Origin of the sequence: Actinomadura sp. KC06 (assembly GCF_004348735.1) — a bacterium.
In the GTDB taxonomy this organism is placed as follows: domain Bacteria; phylum Actinomycetota; class Actinomycetes; order Streptosporangiales; family Streptosporangiaceae; genus Spirillospora.
Map to the genome: position 1 here is coordinate 24,286 of NZ_SMKT01000092.1, position 12,668 is coordinate 36,953.

The 12,668-nt window shown below is 72.4% G+C and carries 13 protein-coding genes; 7 read left to right on the forward strand and 6 right to left on the reverse strand.

What is annotated here, in order from left to right:
- Complete coding sequence (entS, locus tag E1287_RS26610; protein ID WP_131967802.1) at nucleotides 1-1,272, reverse strand: enterobactin transporter EntS; 1,272 nt, start codon at nucleotides 1,270-1,272, stop codon at nucleotides 1-3.
- Nucleotides 1,273-1,349: 77 nt separating this feature from the next.
- Here entS and panD point away from each other — a divergent pair, with 77 nt between their 5' ends.
- Together panD and E1287_RS26620 are read left to right on the forward strand one after the other, a co-directional pair.
- A complete protein-coding gene (panD, locus tag E1287_RS26615; protein ID WP_131967803.1) occupies nucleotides 1,350-1,757 on the forward strand; it encodes an aspartate 1-decarboxylase in 408 nt (135 codons plus the stop codon).
- Between the two features lie 7 nt (nucleotides 1,758-1,764).
- Nucleotides 1,765-3,348, forward strand: a complete 1,584-nt coding sequence (locus E1287_RS26620; protein ID WP_131967804.1) for an AMP-binding protein — start codon at nucleotides 1,765-1,767, stop codon at nucleotides 3,346-3,348.
- Between the two features lie 39 nt (nucleotides 3,349-3,387).
- On the opposite strand, the gene E1287_RS44900 is transcribed toward E1287_RS26620, so the two are convergent.
- The gene (locus E1287_RS44900) at nucleotides 3,388-3,843 is read right to left on the reverse strand and encodes a zinc finger domain-containing protein (protein ID WP_207934477.1); all 456 of its coding nucleotides are present in this window, start codon (nucleotides 3,841-3,843) and stop codon (nucleotides 3,388-3,390) included.
- 359 nt (nucleotides 3,844-4,202) lie between these two features.
- Entirely contained in the window at nucleotides 4,203-5,228 is a 1,026-nt protein-coding gene (locus tag E1287_RS26630) for a LacI family DNA-binding transcriptional regulator (protein ID WP_131967805.1), read from the reverse strand.
- 219 nt (nucleotides 5,229-5,447) lie between these two features.
- Between E1287_RS26630 and E1287_RS26635 the strand changes: the two genes are divergently transcribed.
- The 5 genes from E1287_RS26635 to E1287_RS26655 are packed head-to-tail and all read left to right on the forward strand — an operon-like array spanning nucleotide 5,448 to nucleotide 9,895.
- Nucleotides 5,448-6,443, forward strand: a complete 996-nt coding sequence (locus E1287_RS26635) for an ABC transporter substrate-binding protein (RefSeq protein ID WP_131967806.1) — start codon at nucleotides 5,448-5,450, stop codon at nucleotides 6,441-6,443.
- On the forward strand, nucleotides 6,440-7,297 hold the full coding sequence (locus E1287_RS26640; RefSeq protein ID WP_131967807.1) for an ABC transporter permease: 858 nt from the start codon (nucleotides 6,440-6,442) through the stop codon (nucleotides 7,295-7,297). Before E1287_RS26635 ends, E1287_RS26640 begins: the two co-directional genes overlap by 4 nt.
- The gene (locus tag E1287_RS26645) at nucleotides 7,294-8,088 is read left to right on the forward strand and encodes an ABC transporter ATP-binding protein (RefSeq protein WP_131967808.1); all 795 of its coding nucleotides are present in this window, start codon (nucleotides 7,294-7,296) and stop codon (nucleotides 8,086-8,088) included. Before E1287_RS26640 ends, E1287_RS26645 begins: the two co-directional genes overlap by 4 nt.
- The gene (locus E1287_RS26650; protein ID WP_131967809.1) at nucleotides 8,085-8,888 is read left to right on the forward strand and encodes an ABC transporter permease; all 804 of its coding nucleotides are present in this window, start codon (nucleotides 8,085-8,087) and stop codon (nucleotides 8,886-8,888) included. The genes E1287_RS26645 and E1287_RS26650 overlap by 4 nt, the downstream gene beginning before the upstream one ends.
- On the forward strand, nucleotides 8,885-9,895 hold the full coding sequence (locus E1287_RS26655) for an amidohydrolase family protein (RefSeq protein ID WP_131967810.1): 1,011 nt from the start codon (nucleotides 8,885-8,887) through the stop codon (nucleotides 9,893-9,895). Before E1287_RS26650 ends, E1287_RS26655 begins: the two co-directional genes overlap by 4 nt.
- Nucleotides 9,896-9,960: 65 nt before the next feature.
- Here E1287_RS26655 and E1287_RS26660 read toward each other — a convergent pair whose 3' ends face one another.
- From E1287_RS26660 to E1287_RS26670, 3 genes are all read right to left on the reverse strand, one after another.
- On the reverse strand, nucleotides 9,961-10,758 hold the full coding sequence (locus E1287_RS26660; protein WP_131967811.1) for an ABC transporter ATP-binding protein: 798 nt from the start codon (nucleotides 10,756-10,758) through the stop codon (nucleotides 9,961-9,963).
- On the reverse strand, nucleotides 10,755-11,762 hold the full coding sequence (locus E1287_RS26665) for an ABC transporter substrate-binding protein (RefSeq protein WP_207934478.1): 1,008 nt from the start codon (nucleotides 11,760-11,762) through the stop codon (nucleotides 10,755-10,757). Before E1287_RS26665 ends, E1287_RS26660 begins: the two co-directional genes overlap by 4 nt.
- Nucleotides 11,763-11,865: 103 nt before the next feature.
- On the reverse strand, nucleotides 11,866-12,668 hold an 803-nt coding region (locus E1287_RS26670), incomplete at its 5' end, for an ABC transporter permease (protein WP_243719453.1).

The following is a 12,668-nucleotide window of genomic DNA, read 5'->3' on the forward strand; positions in this document are numbered from 1 at the left end:
TCAGCCCGGCTCGGGCTCCGGTTCGGGCTCCGGACGCAGCGTCGCCGTCCGGAGCCCGGTGAGGGTCAGCGCCAAGGCCAGAGCCAGGACGGCGCTGACCGTCCCGTAGACGACGATGGCCGCGCCCGGCGCGAGGTAGCGGCCGAGGGCCCCGGCGCCCAGCGACCCGACCGCGCCGCCTCCCGTTTCCTGCGCGGCCCAGAGCGCGTTGACGCGTCCGAGATGCGAGTCGGGCGTATGCGACTGGATCAGCCCGTACCGCAGGATCTCCTCGACCGACTGGGCGAACCCGTACGCGAACAGGATCGCGACCGCCAGCGCAGGATGACGCGCCAGGCCCAGGCACGCGAGCGCGGCGAACCCCGCGACGGACGCGACGAGCAGCGCCATCCCGGGCGCCCGCGCCGTCCCCGCCCATCCGCTCGTGACGGACGCGAGCACCGCGCCGCACGCGGGCGCCGCGAACAGCAGCCCGACCGTGGTCGCGCCGCCGTCCAGGCTCCGGGCGGCGAACGCGGGCATCAGCACCGGAATGCCGCCCGCCACCATGAACAGCAGCCCGAGCAGCATCAGCGACCCGACGACGCGATGCGACGCGACGAAGCGGAACCCCTCCGCGACGGACTTCAGCGGGTTCGCGGGCTTCCCGTCCCCGAGATCGGGCTTCAGCGACGGCAGCCCGGTCAGCAGCGCGAGCGTGCCGATCGTCCCGGCGGCCGCCGCCGCGTAGTTCCAGCCGACGCCGAACGCCGACACCACGACGCCGCCGAGCGCCGGCGACGCCATCGACCCGAGCCGGACGGTCAGCGCGTTGAGCGCGCCCGCAGCGACCAGCTTGTCCGGCGCCACCAGGGCGGGCGTCGCGGCCAGCAGCGCGGTGACGCTGACGCCGGTCGCGAGCCCGTCCCACGCCGCGAGCACGTAGACGGCCGGGAGCCACGGCGACGGCAGGAACGCGTTCAGCGCCAGCAGGACGAACCCCGCCCCGGCGGCCGTCCGGGCGTGCAGCATCAGCCGCCGCCGGTCGTACCGGTCGGCGAGGACCCCGCCCCACAGGAACCCGGCAAGGAGCGCGAACCCCTCCGCCGCGGACACCGCGCCGACGTGCACCGTCGACCCCGTCATGTCGTAGACCTGCACCGGGACGGCGACCGCCAGCATCCCGATCCCGAACACCGAGACGGTGCGGGCGATGAACACGTTGCGGAACGGCCTGCTGTCGCGGAGCGGGCCGATATCCATCGCAAGTCGGCGGGCCAGTCGCCGGAGCATTCTCGGGGTTCTCCTCTGCCGGGGGAATGGCTAAGGTAAGCCTAGCCTTAGTTGGTCTTGGAGAAGAGGGCGTACCGGTGCAGCGCATCCTGATGAACGGAAAGATCCACCGTGCCACGGTCACCCAGGCGGACCTGCATTACGTGGGCTCGCTGACCATCGACGCGGACCTCATGGCCGCCGCCGACATCGTGGAGGGCGAGCAGGTCCACGTCGTGGACATCACCAACGGCTCCCGTCTCGTCACCTACGCCATCACCGGCGATGCGGGCAGCGGCGTCATCGGGATCAACGGCGCGGCGGCCCGCCTGGTCCAGCCCGGCGACCTGGTCATCATCATCACCTACACGGCCGTGGCCGAGGCCGACCGCCCCCGCCACGAGCCCCGCGTCGTCCACGTGGACGGCGCCAACCGGATCGTCGCGCTGGGCTCGGACCCGGCCGAACCGGTGCCCGGCGCCCCGGCCCAGGTCGCGGGGCGGTGAGCGGCCGATGACCGGTTCGAACACGGACGGCCTCGTCCCCTGGCCGGACGACTTCGAGGCCCGCTACAAGGCCGAGGGCTTCTGGAGCGACCGCGTCCTCGGCGACGTCCTGCGCGGCGACCCCGGCAAGACCGCCCTGGTCGCGGGCGCCGACCGCCTCACCTACGCCGAACTGGACGACCGCGCCTCCCGCGCCGCCGCCGGGTTCCTGCGCCTGGGCATCGGCCCGGGCGACCGCGTCGTCGTCCAGCTCCCCAACACGACCGGCTTCGTGGTGACGTTCCTCGCGCTCGTCCGAATCGGCGCGGCGCCCGTGCTCGCGCTGCCCGCGCACCGCGAGAGCGAGATCCGCTACCTGTGCGAGCTGTCCGAGGCGTCCGCCTACGTCTGCGCCGACCGCGACGGCGACTTCGACTACCGGGAGATGGCCCGCACCCTCCCGGTCGAGCATGTGATCGTGGACGGCGACGCGCAGGACCTCACCGCCCTGTCCTCCGTCGACGCCGACCCGGTCGACGTGCCCCGGCCCGACCCGTCCGACGTGGGCGTCTTCCTCCTGTCCGGCGGCACCACGGGCCTGCCGAAGCTGATCCCCCGGACGCACCGCGACTACGTCTACAACCTGGAGGCCAGCGCCGAGGTCTGCGGGTTCACGTCCGCCACCGTCTACCTCGTCGTCCTGCCCGCCGCGCACAACTTCGCGCTCGCCTGCCCCGGCGTCCTCGGCGTGTTCGCCAACGGCGGCACGGTCGTGCTGTCCCCGTCGGGCTCCCCGGACGAGGCGTTCCCCCTCATCGAGCGCGAACGCGCGACGGTCTGCGCGGTCGTCCCCCCGATCGCGCTCCTCTGGCTGGACGCGGTCACCTGGCAGGACGAGGACATCTCGGCCCTCGAACTCCTCCAGGTCGGCGGCGCCAAGTTCGCCGCCGAACGCGCCGCCGAGGTCCCGGACGTCCTGGGCTGCCAGGTCCAGCAGGTCTTCGGCATGGCCGAGGGCCTCCTCAACTACACCCGCCTGGACGATCCCCGCGACCTCGTCGAGCAGACCCAGGGCCGCCCCCTCTCGCCCGCCGACGAGATCCGCGTCGTGGACGCCGACGGCGAGGACGTCGCGCCGGGCGAGACGGGCGAGCTCCTCACCCGCGGCCCGTACACGCTCCGCGGCTACTACCGCGCCCCCGAGCACAACGCCCGCTCGTTCACCCCGGACGGCTTCTACCGGACGGGCGACCTCGTCCGGCAGCTCCCCTCGGGCCACCTCATCGTGGAGGGCCGCGAGAAGGACCAGATCAACCGCGGCGGCGACAAGATCTCCGCCGAGGAGCTCGAGAACCATCTCCTCGCGCACCCGGCCGTCCACGACGCCGCCGTCGTCGGCATCCCCGACCCGATGATGGGCGAACGCACCTGCGCGTTCCTCATCATCAGGGACGGCGAGAAGACCCCGGACCTCCGCGAGATGAAGGACTTCCTCCGGGCCCGCGGCGTCGCCGCCTACAAGTTCCCCGACCGCCTCGAAACGACCGACGCCTTCCCCCGCACCCCCGTAGGCAAGATCAGCAAGAAGTCCCTGGCCGCAGGCATCTCCTGAGCGTCGCGCGCCGACCTCGGCGGCGGAAGCGGCACCGGGTCATCCCGGCTGGCAGGTTCGGCACCAGACCGTCCGGCGGCCGGAGACGCGGCGGCTGGACAGGGTCGTGCCGCAGCGCGGGCACGCGGCCTCCGGCTCGTCGCGGGCGCCGGTGAGCCACGTGTCGCGCGGCGGGACGCGTCCGGCCTTGACGGATTCGCGCAGGACGCGGCGCATCGCACGGTGCAGGGCGGTGAGTTCGGCGTCGTCCAGGTCCCGAGCGGTGCGAAGCGGGTTAATCCGGGCGCGCCAGCAGATCTCGTCGGCGAGCAGGTTGCCCAGGCCCGCGAGGACGGACTGGTCGGTCAGCGTCGTCTTGAGCCGTCCGCGCCGTCCCGAGAGGAGGCCGGCGAGGTCGCGGCGGGACAGCCCGGACGCGTCCGGGCCGAGGCCGTCGAGCGCGCGCTCCGCCGCCTCGCCGTCGGCGGCGAGGCGGACGCCCTGGAGCTTGCGCATGTCGCGTAGCGCAGCTCGCCGTCCCGGAGCCGCCAGACGACGCGGTCGTGCCGGTGGCGCGGCTCGTCCGTCCGGTGCCAGGACAGCGACCCGGTCATGCCGAAGTGCAGCAGGAGCACCGGGCCGCCGGCCGGCGCGACCAGCCATTTGCCGTGCCTGCGCGGCTCTCCGAACCGGTGGCCGCGCAGTGCCGCGCCCAGCCTCCGGGCGGTGACCCCGCGCAGGACGCCCGCGTCGAGCACGGACACCGACCGGATCGGCTCCCCGGTGTGCTCGGCCAGCACCCTGCGGAACCCTTCGACGTCCGGAAGCTCGGGCATGCCATGCCCCTACCCCGTCAGGCGCGGCCGGTTACCCCGTCAGGCGCGGGCGGTGCGGCGCGCGGTCGTCTCGCGGGGGATGAGCCGGTGGCTCAGGGGAGTGGTCTCGGCGGCGCCCGCGGCGGCTCCCGGGGGAGTGTCGATGATGTGGCGGGCGGCCATGGCGCCCATCTCGTACAGCGGGAGGCTGACCGTGGTCAGGCCGACGAACTGGGCGACGCGGAGGTCGTCGATGCCGGCGACGGAGACCTCGCCGGGGACGTCGATGCGCGCCTGCCGCAGCGCGTTGAGCGCGCCGACGGCGGCCTCGTCGTTGGCCGCGAGGACGGCGTCCGGCAGGGGCGGGCGCGCGATGAGCCGCATGGCCGCGGCGTGCCCGGCCTCGAAGTCGAACCCGCCGGGAAGGACCTGCGCGCTGCCGGCGAGGTCGGCGTTGCTCATGCAGGCGAGGAAGCCGTCCCTGCGCTGCCGGGTGGCCACCATGCCCTCCGGCCCCTCGATGAACGCGATCCGGCGGTGGCCGAGCGAGACGAGGTAGTCGGTGATGTCGTAGGCGGCGGCCTGGGCGTCGGCGGCGATGACGGGGCAGCCGATGTCGCGGGCGGCGAGCGAGACGGCGTGGATGCCTTGCTCCCGCGCCTGGCGGACGGCCTTGGCGAGCTCCGGTTCCTTCGGGTCGTCCACGTAGCCGCTGCCCGCGAAGATGACCCCCGCGGCGCGGTAGTCGCGCATCGTCCGGACGCGCGTGATCTCCGTCGTGGTGCGGCGGTCGACGTTGCACAGCATGGTGACGTAGCCGGCGCGGCTGGCGACGTCGTCCACCCCGCGGGCGATGACGGAGAAGTACGGGTTGACGATGTCGCTCACGAGGACGCCCATGAGCCGGCTGGTGCGCGAGACCAGCGCGCGGGCCAGCGCGCTCGGCGAATAGCCGAGCTCCTCGGCGACCGCGATGACCTTGGCGCGGGTCTTGGCCGAGATGGGATGGCTGGATCCGGTCAGCACCCGTGACGCGGTGGACACCGACACCCCCGCCGCCCGGGCGACTTCCGCGAGTGAGCTCACGGCCACCCTCCTAGGAGAACGTTTTCCTGATTATGGCACGAGCCGGCACCGCCGCCAAACGGAACCTGCCTGTTCCAGGGCGATTTCCAGTGATTCCCCTTGACATTTCTGTGGTACGGCTCACTACCATGCCGATCTAAGGCATACGTTTGCCTAGTCGATTACCTCGCCTTTCGAAGCGAATCCGAGGGAACCGGCACGATCTTGGAGGAGGAGACTGTGGACGCCGGGACACATCTCAGACGGCTCGCCGCGCTCGCGGCCCTCGTCGCCCTGGCCGCGAGCGGCGCCGCGTGCGGCGGCGGGGGCGCGGCCGAGAGCAAGGGGAACGGGAAGCTCTCGTTCAAGGTGGCCCTCACCGAACCCGACATCACGACCGTGCCGATCCTCGCCGCCCTCGACGACCTCCGCGGGCAGGGCCACACGATCAAGGTCGTCGAGCTGGCGGAGCCCGAACTGTCCATCGAGGGGCTGGCGAAGGGGGACTACGCGCTCTCGGCCGAGGCGACGAGCCCCGCCCTGCTCGCTGTCGAGCGCGGCGCCCCCATCAAGATCATCGCCGATGCCATCGGGAACCAGTGGGCGGTCTACGGCAAGCGCGGCATCTCGTCCTGCGACCAGCTGGACGGCAGCCCGTTCGGGATCTTCAGCGAGGGCGCGACGGCGACCGCCATGGTCAAGGAGTGGGTGAGGTCCACCTGCGCTCCCGGCAAGAAGCCCAAGTACCTGACGATCGGCGGCTCGGACGTCCGCGCCCAGGCGCTCGTCACCGGACGGATCGCCGCCACCGCGCTCGAGGTCTCCGACGTGGTCGCCCTGGAGTCCAAGGGCGGCGAGTTCGCCAAGGTCGCCGACTTCGCCCAGAGCCTGCCCGACCTCCGGCCGCAGACCGTCTACGCCAACGGCGACTTCATCACCGAGCACAAGGACGTGACGCAGGCCCTGGTCACCGCGCTGACCCGGCAGCACGCGAAGATCAACGCCGATCCGCGGCACCTGGTGGGGCTGGCCGCCAAGTACCTGCCGGAGGAGGACGGCGCCGAGATGGCGAAGGTCGCCGACCGGTACGCCCGGGCGGGGCTCTTCAACGCCGCGGCGCTGACGGAGAAGAACATGCAGGGCACCATCGACTTCTTCGTCCGGGCAGGCGTGATCAAGGAGGGCATGACCGCCAAGGACGCGGCGGACCTGACGTTCGTGAAGGCGGCCCGATGACGGCGGCGACGACGCGCCGGCCGCCGCGCCGGTCCGGGACGAGAACCGGGCCCCGTCCCGCGCGGCGGCCCGGCGTCCTCCGCCGCATCGCCGACCGGAACCTGCCGTACCAGGTGCTCACGTTCGTCCTCTTCGCGGCGTGCTGGGAGCTCTACGTCCGGCAGCGGGGCGGCCTGCTCATCCCCAGCTTCACCGAGACCGTCGAGGCGACCGCCGAGCTGCTCGGCACCGCGGAGCTGTGGCGGGCCATGTACGTCAGCAACCAGGCGCTGGTCATCGGCTTCGCCGTCACCGTCGTCCTCGGCGTGCCGCTCGGCATCCTGCTCGGCCGGTTCCGCGCGCTGGAGCGGCTCGCGGACGTCTACCTCAACATCCTGCTCGTCACCCCGATGGCGGCGATCATCCCGCTGCTGGTGATGTCGGTGGGCTTCGGGCTGGCCTCGCGGGTCATCCTCGTCACGATCTTCTCGATCGTGATGGTGGTGGTGAACGCGCGGGCCGGCGTCCGGCAGGTGGACCCGTCGCTGATCGAGATGGCCCGCTCCTTCGGGGCGGACGAGCGGGCCGTCTGGACGCGGATCCTGCTCCCCGGCGCGCTGCCGGCGATCATGACGGGCATCAGGCTGGGCCTCGGCCGCGCGGTCACCGGCATGGTCATCGTCGAGCTGCTGATGGTCTCCGAGGCGCTCGGCGGGCTGATCCTGGAGTACCGCGGTCTGTTCCAGGCCCCGCTCCTCTACGGCACCATCGTGATCATCCTGGCGGAGGCGCTGCTGCTGATCTCCGTCGCGCGGTGGGCCGAACGCAAGCTGACCCGATGGGCGCGCACCACCACGGCAAGGAGCGTTCGATGATCGAGATCCGCGGGCTGCGGAAGACCTACACCGGGCAGGACGGCGGCCTCGTCGAGGCGCTGCACGACGTCGACCTCGACGTCCGGCCCAACGAGTTCCTGACCGTCCTCGGGCCGAGCGGCTGCGGGAAGACGACGCTGCTCAAGTGCGTCGCGGGCCTGATCCCCTGGGACGACGGCGACATCCGCATCGACGGCGACCCGGTGCGCGGGCCGGGCCCCGACCGCGCCATGGTGTTCCAGAACTTCGCGCTGCTTCCGTGGGCGACCGTCCTGGACAACGTCGCCTTCGGGCTCCGGATGCGCGGCGTCGGCCGTGCCGAGCGCGAGGAGCGCGCCCGCGCGCTGATCGGCGCGGTGGGGCTGGCGGGCTTCGAGACCAAGCGGCCCGGCGAGCTGTCCGGCGGCATGCAGCAGCGCGTGGGCCTCGCCCGCGCGCTCGCCGTCCGGCCGCGGGTGCTGCTGATGGACGAGCCGTTCGGCGCCGTCGACGAGCAGACCCGCCGCCTGCTCCAGGAGGAGCTGCTGTCCATCTGGGAGGAGCGCCGGCTGACGGTCGTGTTCATCACGCACAGCATGGAGGAGGCGGTGCTGCTCGGCGACCGCGTCGTGCTGATGAGCGCGCGTCCGGGGGAGATCGCCGAGATCGTGCCGGTTCCGCTGGAGCGGCCGCGCTCCAACGACGTCGGCGCGCTGGAGCGGTCCGGCGAGTACGTCGAGCTCACGGTGTACCTGTGGGACCGGCTGCGCGACATGCACGCCGAGCACCGTCCGGCGAAGGCGGCCGGATGAGCACGCTCGCGGAACGCCGAGCCGTGCGGGAGCGCCTGTCCTGGCGGCGGCTGCCCGCGGCCCCCGTCAGCCTCGCCGTCGGCGCGGCGGGCTGGGAGCTGGTCGGGCACCTGGCGGACGCGTCGTTCTTCCCGCCGCTGAGCACGGTGCTGTCCCGGCTGGCCGACATGGCGTCCAGCGGGCTGATCTTCAGCAGCCTGCGCGACAGCCTGATCAACCTGGTCCTGGGCTTCGCGATCTCGCTCGCCGCCGGCCTGGCCGTCGGGGTGGCCATGGGCCGTTACCGCAAGGTCGAGGCCGCGCTCGGCGTGTACGTCTACGCGCTGCTCACCGCGCCGTCCCTGGTCTTCGCGCCGATCTTCTTCTCGCTGCTCGGCGAGGGACGCGGCTCGATCGTCGCCGTCGTCGTCATGTACTCGGCCTTCGTCATGATCATCAACACGGCCTCCGCGATCCAGGGCGTGCCGGGGCATCTGGTGGAGATGGCGCGCTCCTACGGCGCCGGCGAGGGCCAGGTGCTGCTGCGCGTCATGCTGCCCGCCGCCGCCCCCATGATCATGGCCGGCGTCCGGCTCGGCGTCGGACGCGCCGTCACCGGAATGATCAACGGCGAGATGTTCATCGCGGTCGTCGGGCTCGGCCGCGTCGTGACCCAGGCGGGCGGGCGCTTCGACGGCGCGAGCGTCCTGGCGGTGCTCCTGGTGATCATCGCCGTCGCGCTCGGCGCGGTGGCGCTGGTGCAGGCCGTCGACCGCAGGATCACCCGCTGGGTGCCGAAGACCGCACGAGGAGACCGATGAAGATCGACGCCTACAGCCACATCCTGCCCGAGCCGTACTTCGAGCGGATGCGGGAACTCGCCGACCCGGCGGCGTTCAAGCGCTGGCTGGAACTGCCCGCGCTGCACGACCTGGACGAGCGGCTGCGGATCATGGACGAGTTCGGCGACGGCTACCAGCAGGTCCTCACGCTCTCCTCGCCGCCCATCGAGCTGCTCGCCGGCCCGGACGGGTCGCCGGCGCTGGCGCGGCTCGCCAACGACTCGATGCGCGAGCTGTGCGGCAAGCACCCCGACCGGTTCCCGGCCTTCGTCGCGTCCCTGCCGATGAACGACCCGGACGCCGCCCTCGCCGAGCTCGTGTTCGCCGTCGACGAGCTCGGCGCCCGCGGCGTGCAGGTGTTCACCAACGTCAACGGCCGCCCGCTGGACGACCCCGCGTTCGCCGCCGTGTTCGCCGAGATGGCCGCGCGGGACCTGCCCGTCTGGATGCACCCGGCGCGCACCGCGGCGTTCTCCGACTACGCCGCCGAGGACGCCTCCAAGTTCGAGATCTGGTGGGCGTTCGGCTGGCCGTACGAGACCAGCGCCGCCATGGCCCGGCTGGTGTTCTCCGGCCTCTTCGAGCGCCATCCCGACCTCAAGATCATCACCCATCACATGGGCGCGATGATCCCGTACCTGGAGGGCCGGATCGGGCTCGGCTGGGGCCCCCAGCTCGGCAGCCGCACGTCCGGCCCGGACTACGAGCGTCTCCAGCACGCGCCGCGCGAGCCGCTCGACCACTTCCGCAGGTTCTACGCCGACACCTCGCTGTCCGGCTCCGACATCGGGACCCGGTGCGGCCTGGACTTCTTCGGCGCGGACCACGTCGTGTTCGGCACCGACTGCCCCTTCGACCCCGAGGGCGGCCCCCTCTACATCCGCGAGACCATCCGCGTCCTGGACGCCCTCGACATCGCGGACGCCGAACGCGACCAGATCTACCACCGCAACATCCTGCGCCTGATGCGCCTCACCGCCGGCTGACGGCGACACCGAAAAGACCCTGCCGCCGCCCCGAGAGCCCGGGACGGCGTCAGGGTCCGGTGGTGCTAGTCGTGCGCGCCGTCGTGGGCGCTGCCGAGCAGGGCCCGCAGCGCGGACGTCTTGCGGCCGAACTCCTCGGCGCGCATCGTCGCGGAGTAGTCGCGGTCGGGCGGCAGGCCGACGTCCAGGATCTCCGCGACCCGGCCCGGCCTGGCGGTCATGGCGACGACGCGGTCCGACAGGTAGACCGCCTCGGCGACCGAGTGGGTGACGAGGAGGACGGTCGTCCCGGTCTCCCGCCAGATCCGCCGCAGCTCGATGTTCATCGCCTCGCGGGTCAGCGCGTCGAGTGCGCCGAACGGCTCGTCCATGAGCAGCACCGGCGGCCGGTGCAGCAGCGCGCGGCACAGCGACACCCGCTGCTGCATCCCGCCGGACAGCTCGTGCGGCATCGCGTCCGCGAAGTCCAGGAGGCCGGTCATCTCCATCAGCTCGCGCGCCCGCCGCTCGACCTCCTTCCTCGGCATCCGCCGCATCTCGCCCTGCAGCGTGATGTTGCGGCGGACCGTGCGCCACTCCAGCAGCGCCGCCTTCTGGAAGACGAAGCCGATCTCCGCACTGGTCGCGCGGACGGGCTCGCCCCGGAGCGCCAGCTCGCCGCCGGTGGGCCGGACGAGCCCGGCGACCAGCTTGAGCAGCGTCGACTTGCCGCATCCGGACGGCCCGACGATCGAGACGAACTCCCGCGGCCGGACGGAGAAGGACGCGTTCTCCAGCGCGACCGTGGTCTTGCTCTTCGAGACGAACCGCACGGTGACGTCGCGGATCTCGATGTCGTCGCCGGTGTGCGTGCCGGTGATCATTCGCCGACCGGCTTCCAGTACGTGGTGGCCGGCTTGGCGGACGCGATGACGCCGAGACCGGCGAACAGCTTGATCGTGTCGTTCCAGTCCGCCTCGTCGTTGAGGCCGGGCGCGGCCGACGCCGTCCGCTTGGTGTGCAGGAGGCGGGAGGCGCGCTTCCACTGCTCGGCGAGCACCGTCCGCGAGGGCAGGCTCGGGCTCGCGCCCTCCATCGAGGCGACGGCGGCGTCCGGCTCCTTGACCGCGGCCGCGAACGACTCGCTGGTGGCCCTCCAGAGCGAGGCCGCCAGCTTCGGGTCCCGTGCGAGCGTCCGGTCGGACGCCACCAGGCCCGCGCCGAGCGTCCGGACGCCCCACTCGGAGAACAGCAGGTAGCCGGTCGGCTTCCCGGTCTTCTCCGTGATCGTCGGCCCCTGGTCGCTGATGAAGCCGACCAGCGCGTCGGCCTTGCCGCTGATCACAGCGGCGATCTTGGCCGCGGGCTGCACGCTGACGGTCTTGACCTCGCCGGCCGGGACGCCGTTGGCCTTGAGGAACGCGGGCAGGACGTCGGCGTACGGGTCGCCCGAGGTGAGCGCGACCGTCTTCCCCTTCAGGTCCTGCGGCCTGGCGATGCCGGAGCCGCCGAAGAACTGCACCGCGGACGGCGACGTCTGGAAGAACGAGCCGATGCTCTTGACCTTGACGCCCGCGTCCGCGCTGGTGAGGACGGCGGCGGTGTCGACGACGCCGAAGTCGGCCTTGCCCGCGGCGACGGCCTGCGCCACCGCGTTCGACCCCTTGCCCGGGACGATCTTGAGGTCGATGCCGTGCCTGCCGAAGATCCCCTTCGTCTTCCCGAAGTAGTAGGGGACGTGGTCGCCGTACGGGTAGAAGTTCAGCATCAGCGTGACCTTCTCCTTGCCGCCGCCCTTGGCCCCGGCGGCGTCGCCGCAGGCGGCCGACGTCAGGACGACGGCGAGACCGGCGGCGACCGCGGCGGACGACGTGAGCATGCGTTTCATGGGTTCTCCTCCCAGGGGTTCTGCAATGGGCCGGCGAAGTCCGGCGGGAAGGTCAGGAGGCGGTTCCGGCGGCGAGGATCGGGAGGCGGTTCCGGCGGGGTGATCAGGAGCCGGTCGTGACGCCGGGCCGGCGGCGCGAGCTGTGCCAGGGCATCAGCAGCCGCTCCGCGAGGTCGACCAGCGCGAACAGCACGACGCCGATCAGGGACAGCAGGATCAGCGCGGCGTAGAGCATCGCGGTGTCCACGTTGCCGGTGGCCTCGACGATCACGTAGCCGAGCCCGCTGTCGGCGCCGACGAACTCGCCGACGACCGCGCCGGTGACGGCGAGCGTGACCGCGACCTTCAGGCCGCTCATGATGAACGGCAGCGCCGCCGGGAAGCGGAACCGGACGAACGTCTGCAGGCGGGTCGCGTTCATCGTCGCGGACAGCTCGATCAGGTCGGGGTCGATCGACTTCAGCCCGGTGAACCCGGCGACGACGACGGGGAAGAACGCGATGAACGCGGCCATCAGCACCTTCGGCGAGAAGCCGAACCCGAGCCACACGACGAACAGCGGGGCGACGGCGATCTTCGGCACGACCTGGGCGAAGACGAGCACCGGGTACACGGTCTTCTCCAGCGCGGGCGCGTACGCCATCAGCAGGGCGGACAGGAGGCCGAGGACGACGGCGGCGGCGAATCCGGCGAGCGTCTCGGCGGTCGTGACGAGCGAGGCGTCCCAGAGGTAGCCGGCGTTGTCCGCGAACCGCCGCCAGGTGTCCATCGGGGGCGGGACGAGGTAGCTCTCGACGAGCCCCAGCGCCGTGACGGCCTTCCACACGGCCAGGACGGCGGCGATCAGCAGCGCGGGCCGCCAGACGGCGCCGGCCCAGGCCCGGCGGGGCCGGGGGAGGCGGGGAC

Bases quoted from the DNA above. Each gene is read 5' to 3' on its own strand.
- entS (WP_131967802.1), bottom strand. From the start codon at position 1,272: ATGCTCCGGCGACTGGCCCGCCGACTTGCGATGGATATCGGCCCGCTC.
- E1287_RS26645 (WP_131967808.1), top strand. From the start codon at position 7,294: ATGATCGAGATCCGCGGGCTGCGGAAGACCTACACCGGGCAGGACGGC.
- E1287_RS26655 (WP_131967810.1), top strand. From the start codon at position 8,885: ATGAAGATCGACGCCTACAGCCACATCCTGCCCGAGCCGTACTTCGAG.
- E1287_RS26650 (WP_131967809.1), top strand. From the start codon at position 8,085: ATGAGCACGCTCGCGGAACGCCGAGCCGTGCGGGAGCGCCTGTCCTGG.
- E1287_RS44900 (WP_207934477.1), bottom strand. From the start codon at position 3,843: ATGCGCAAGCTCCAGGGCGTCCGCCTCGCCGCCGACGGCGAGGCGGCG.
- E1287_RS26640 (WP_131967807.1), top strand. From the start codon at position 6,440: ATGACGGCGGCGACGACGCGCCGGCCGCCGCGCCGGTCCGGGACGAGA.
- E1287_RS26660 (WP_131967811.1), bottom strand. From the start codon at position 10,758: ATGATCACCGGCACGCACACCGGCGACGACATCGAGATCCGCGACGTC.
- E1287_RS26620 (WP_131967804.1), top strand. From the start codon at position 1,765: ATGACCGGTTCGAACACGGACGGCCTCGTCCCCTGGCCGGACGACTTC.
- E1287_RS26665 (WP_207934478.1), bottom strand. From the start codon at position 11,762: ATGAAACGCATGCTCACGTCGTCCGCCGCGGTCGCCGCCGGTCTCGCC.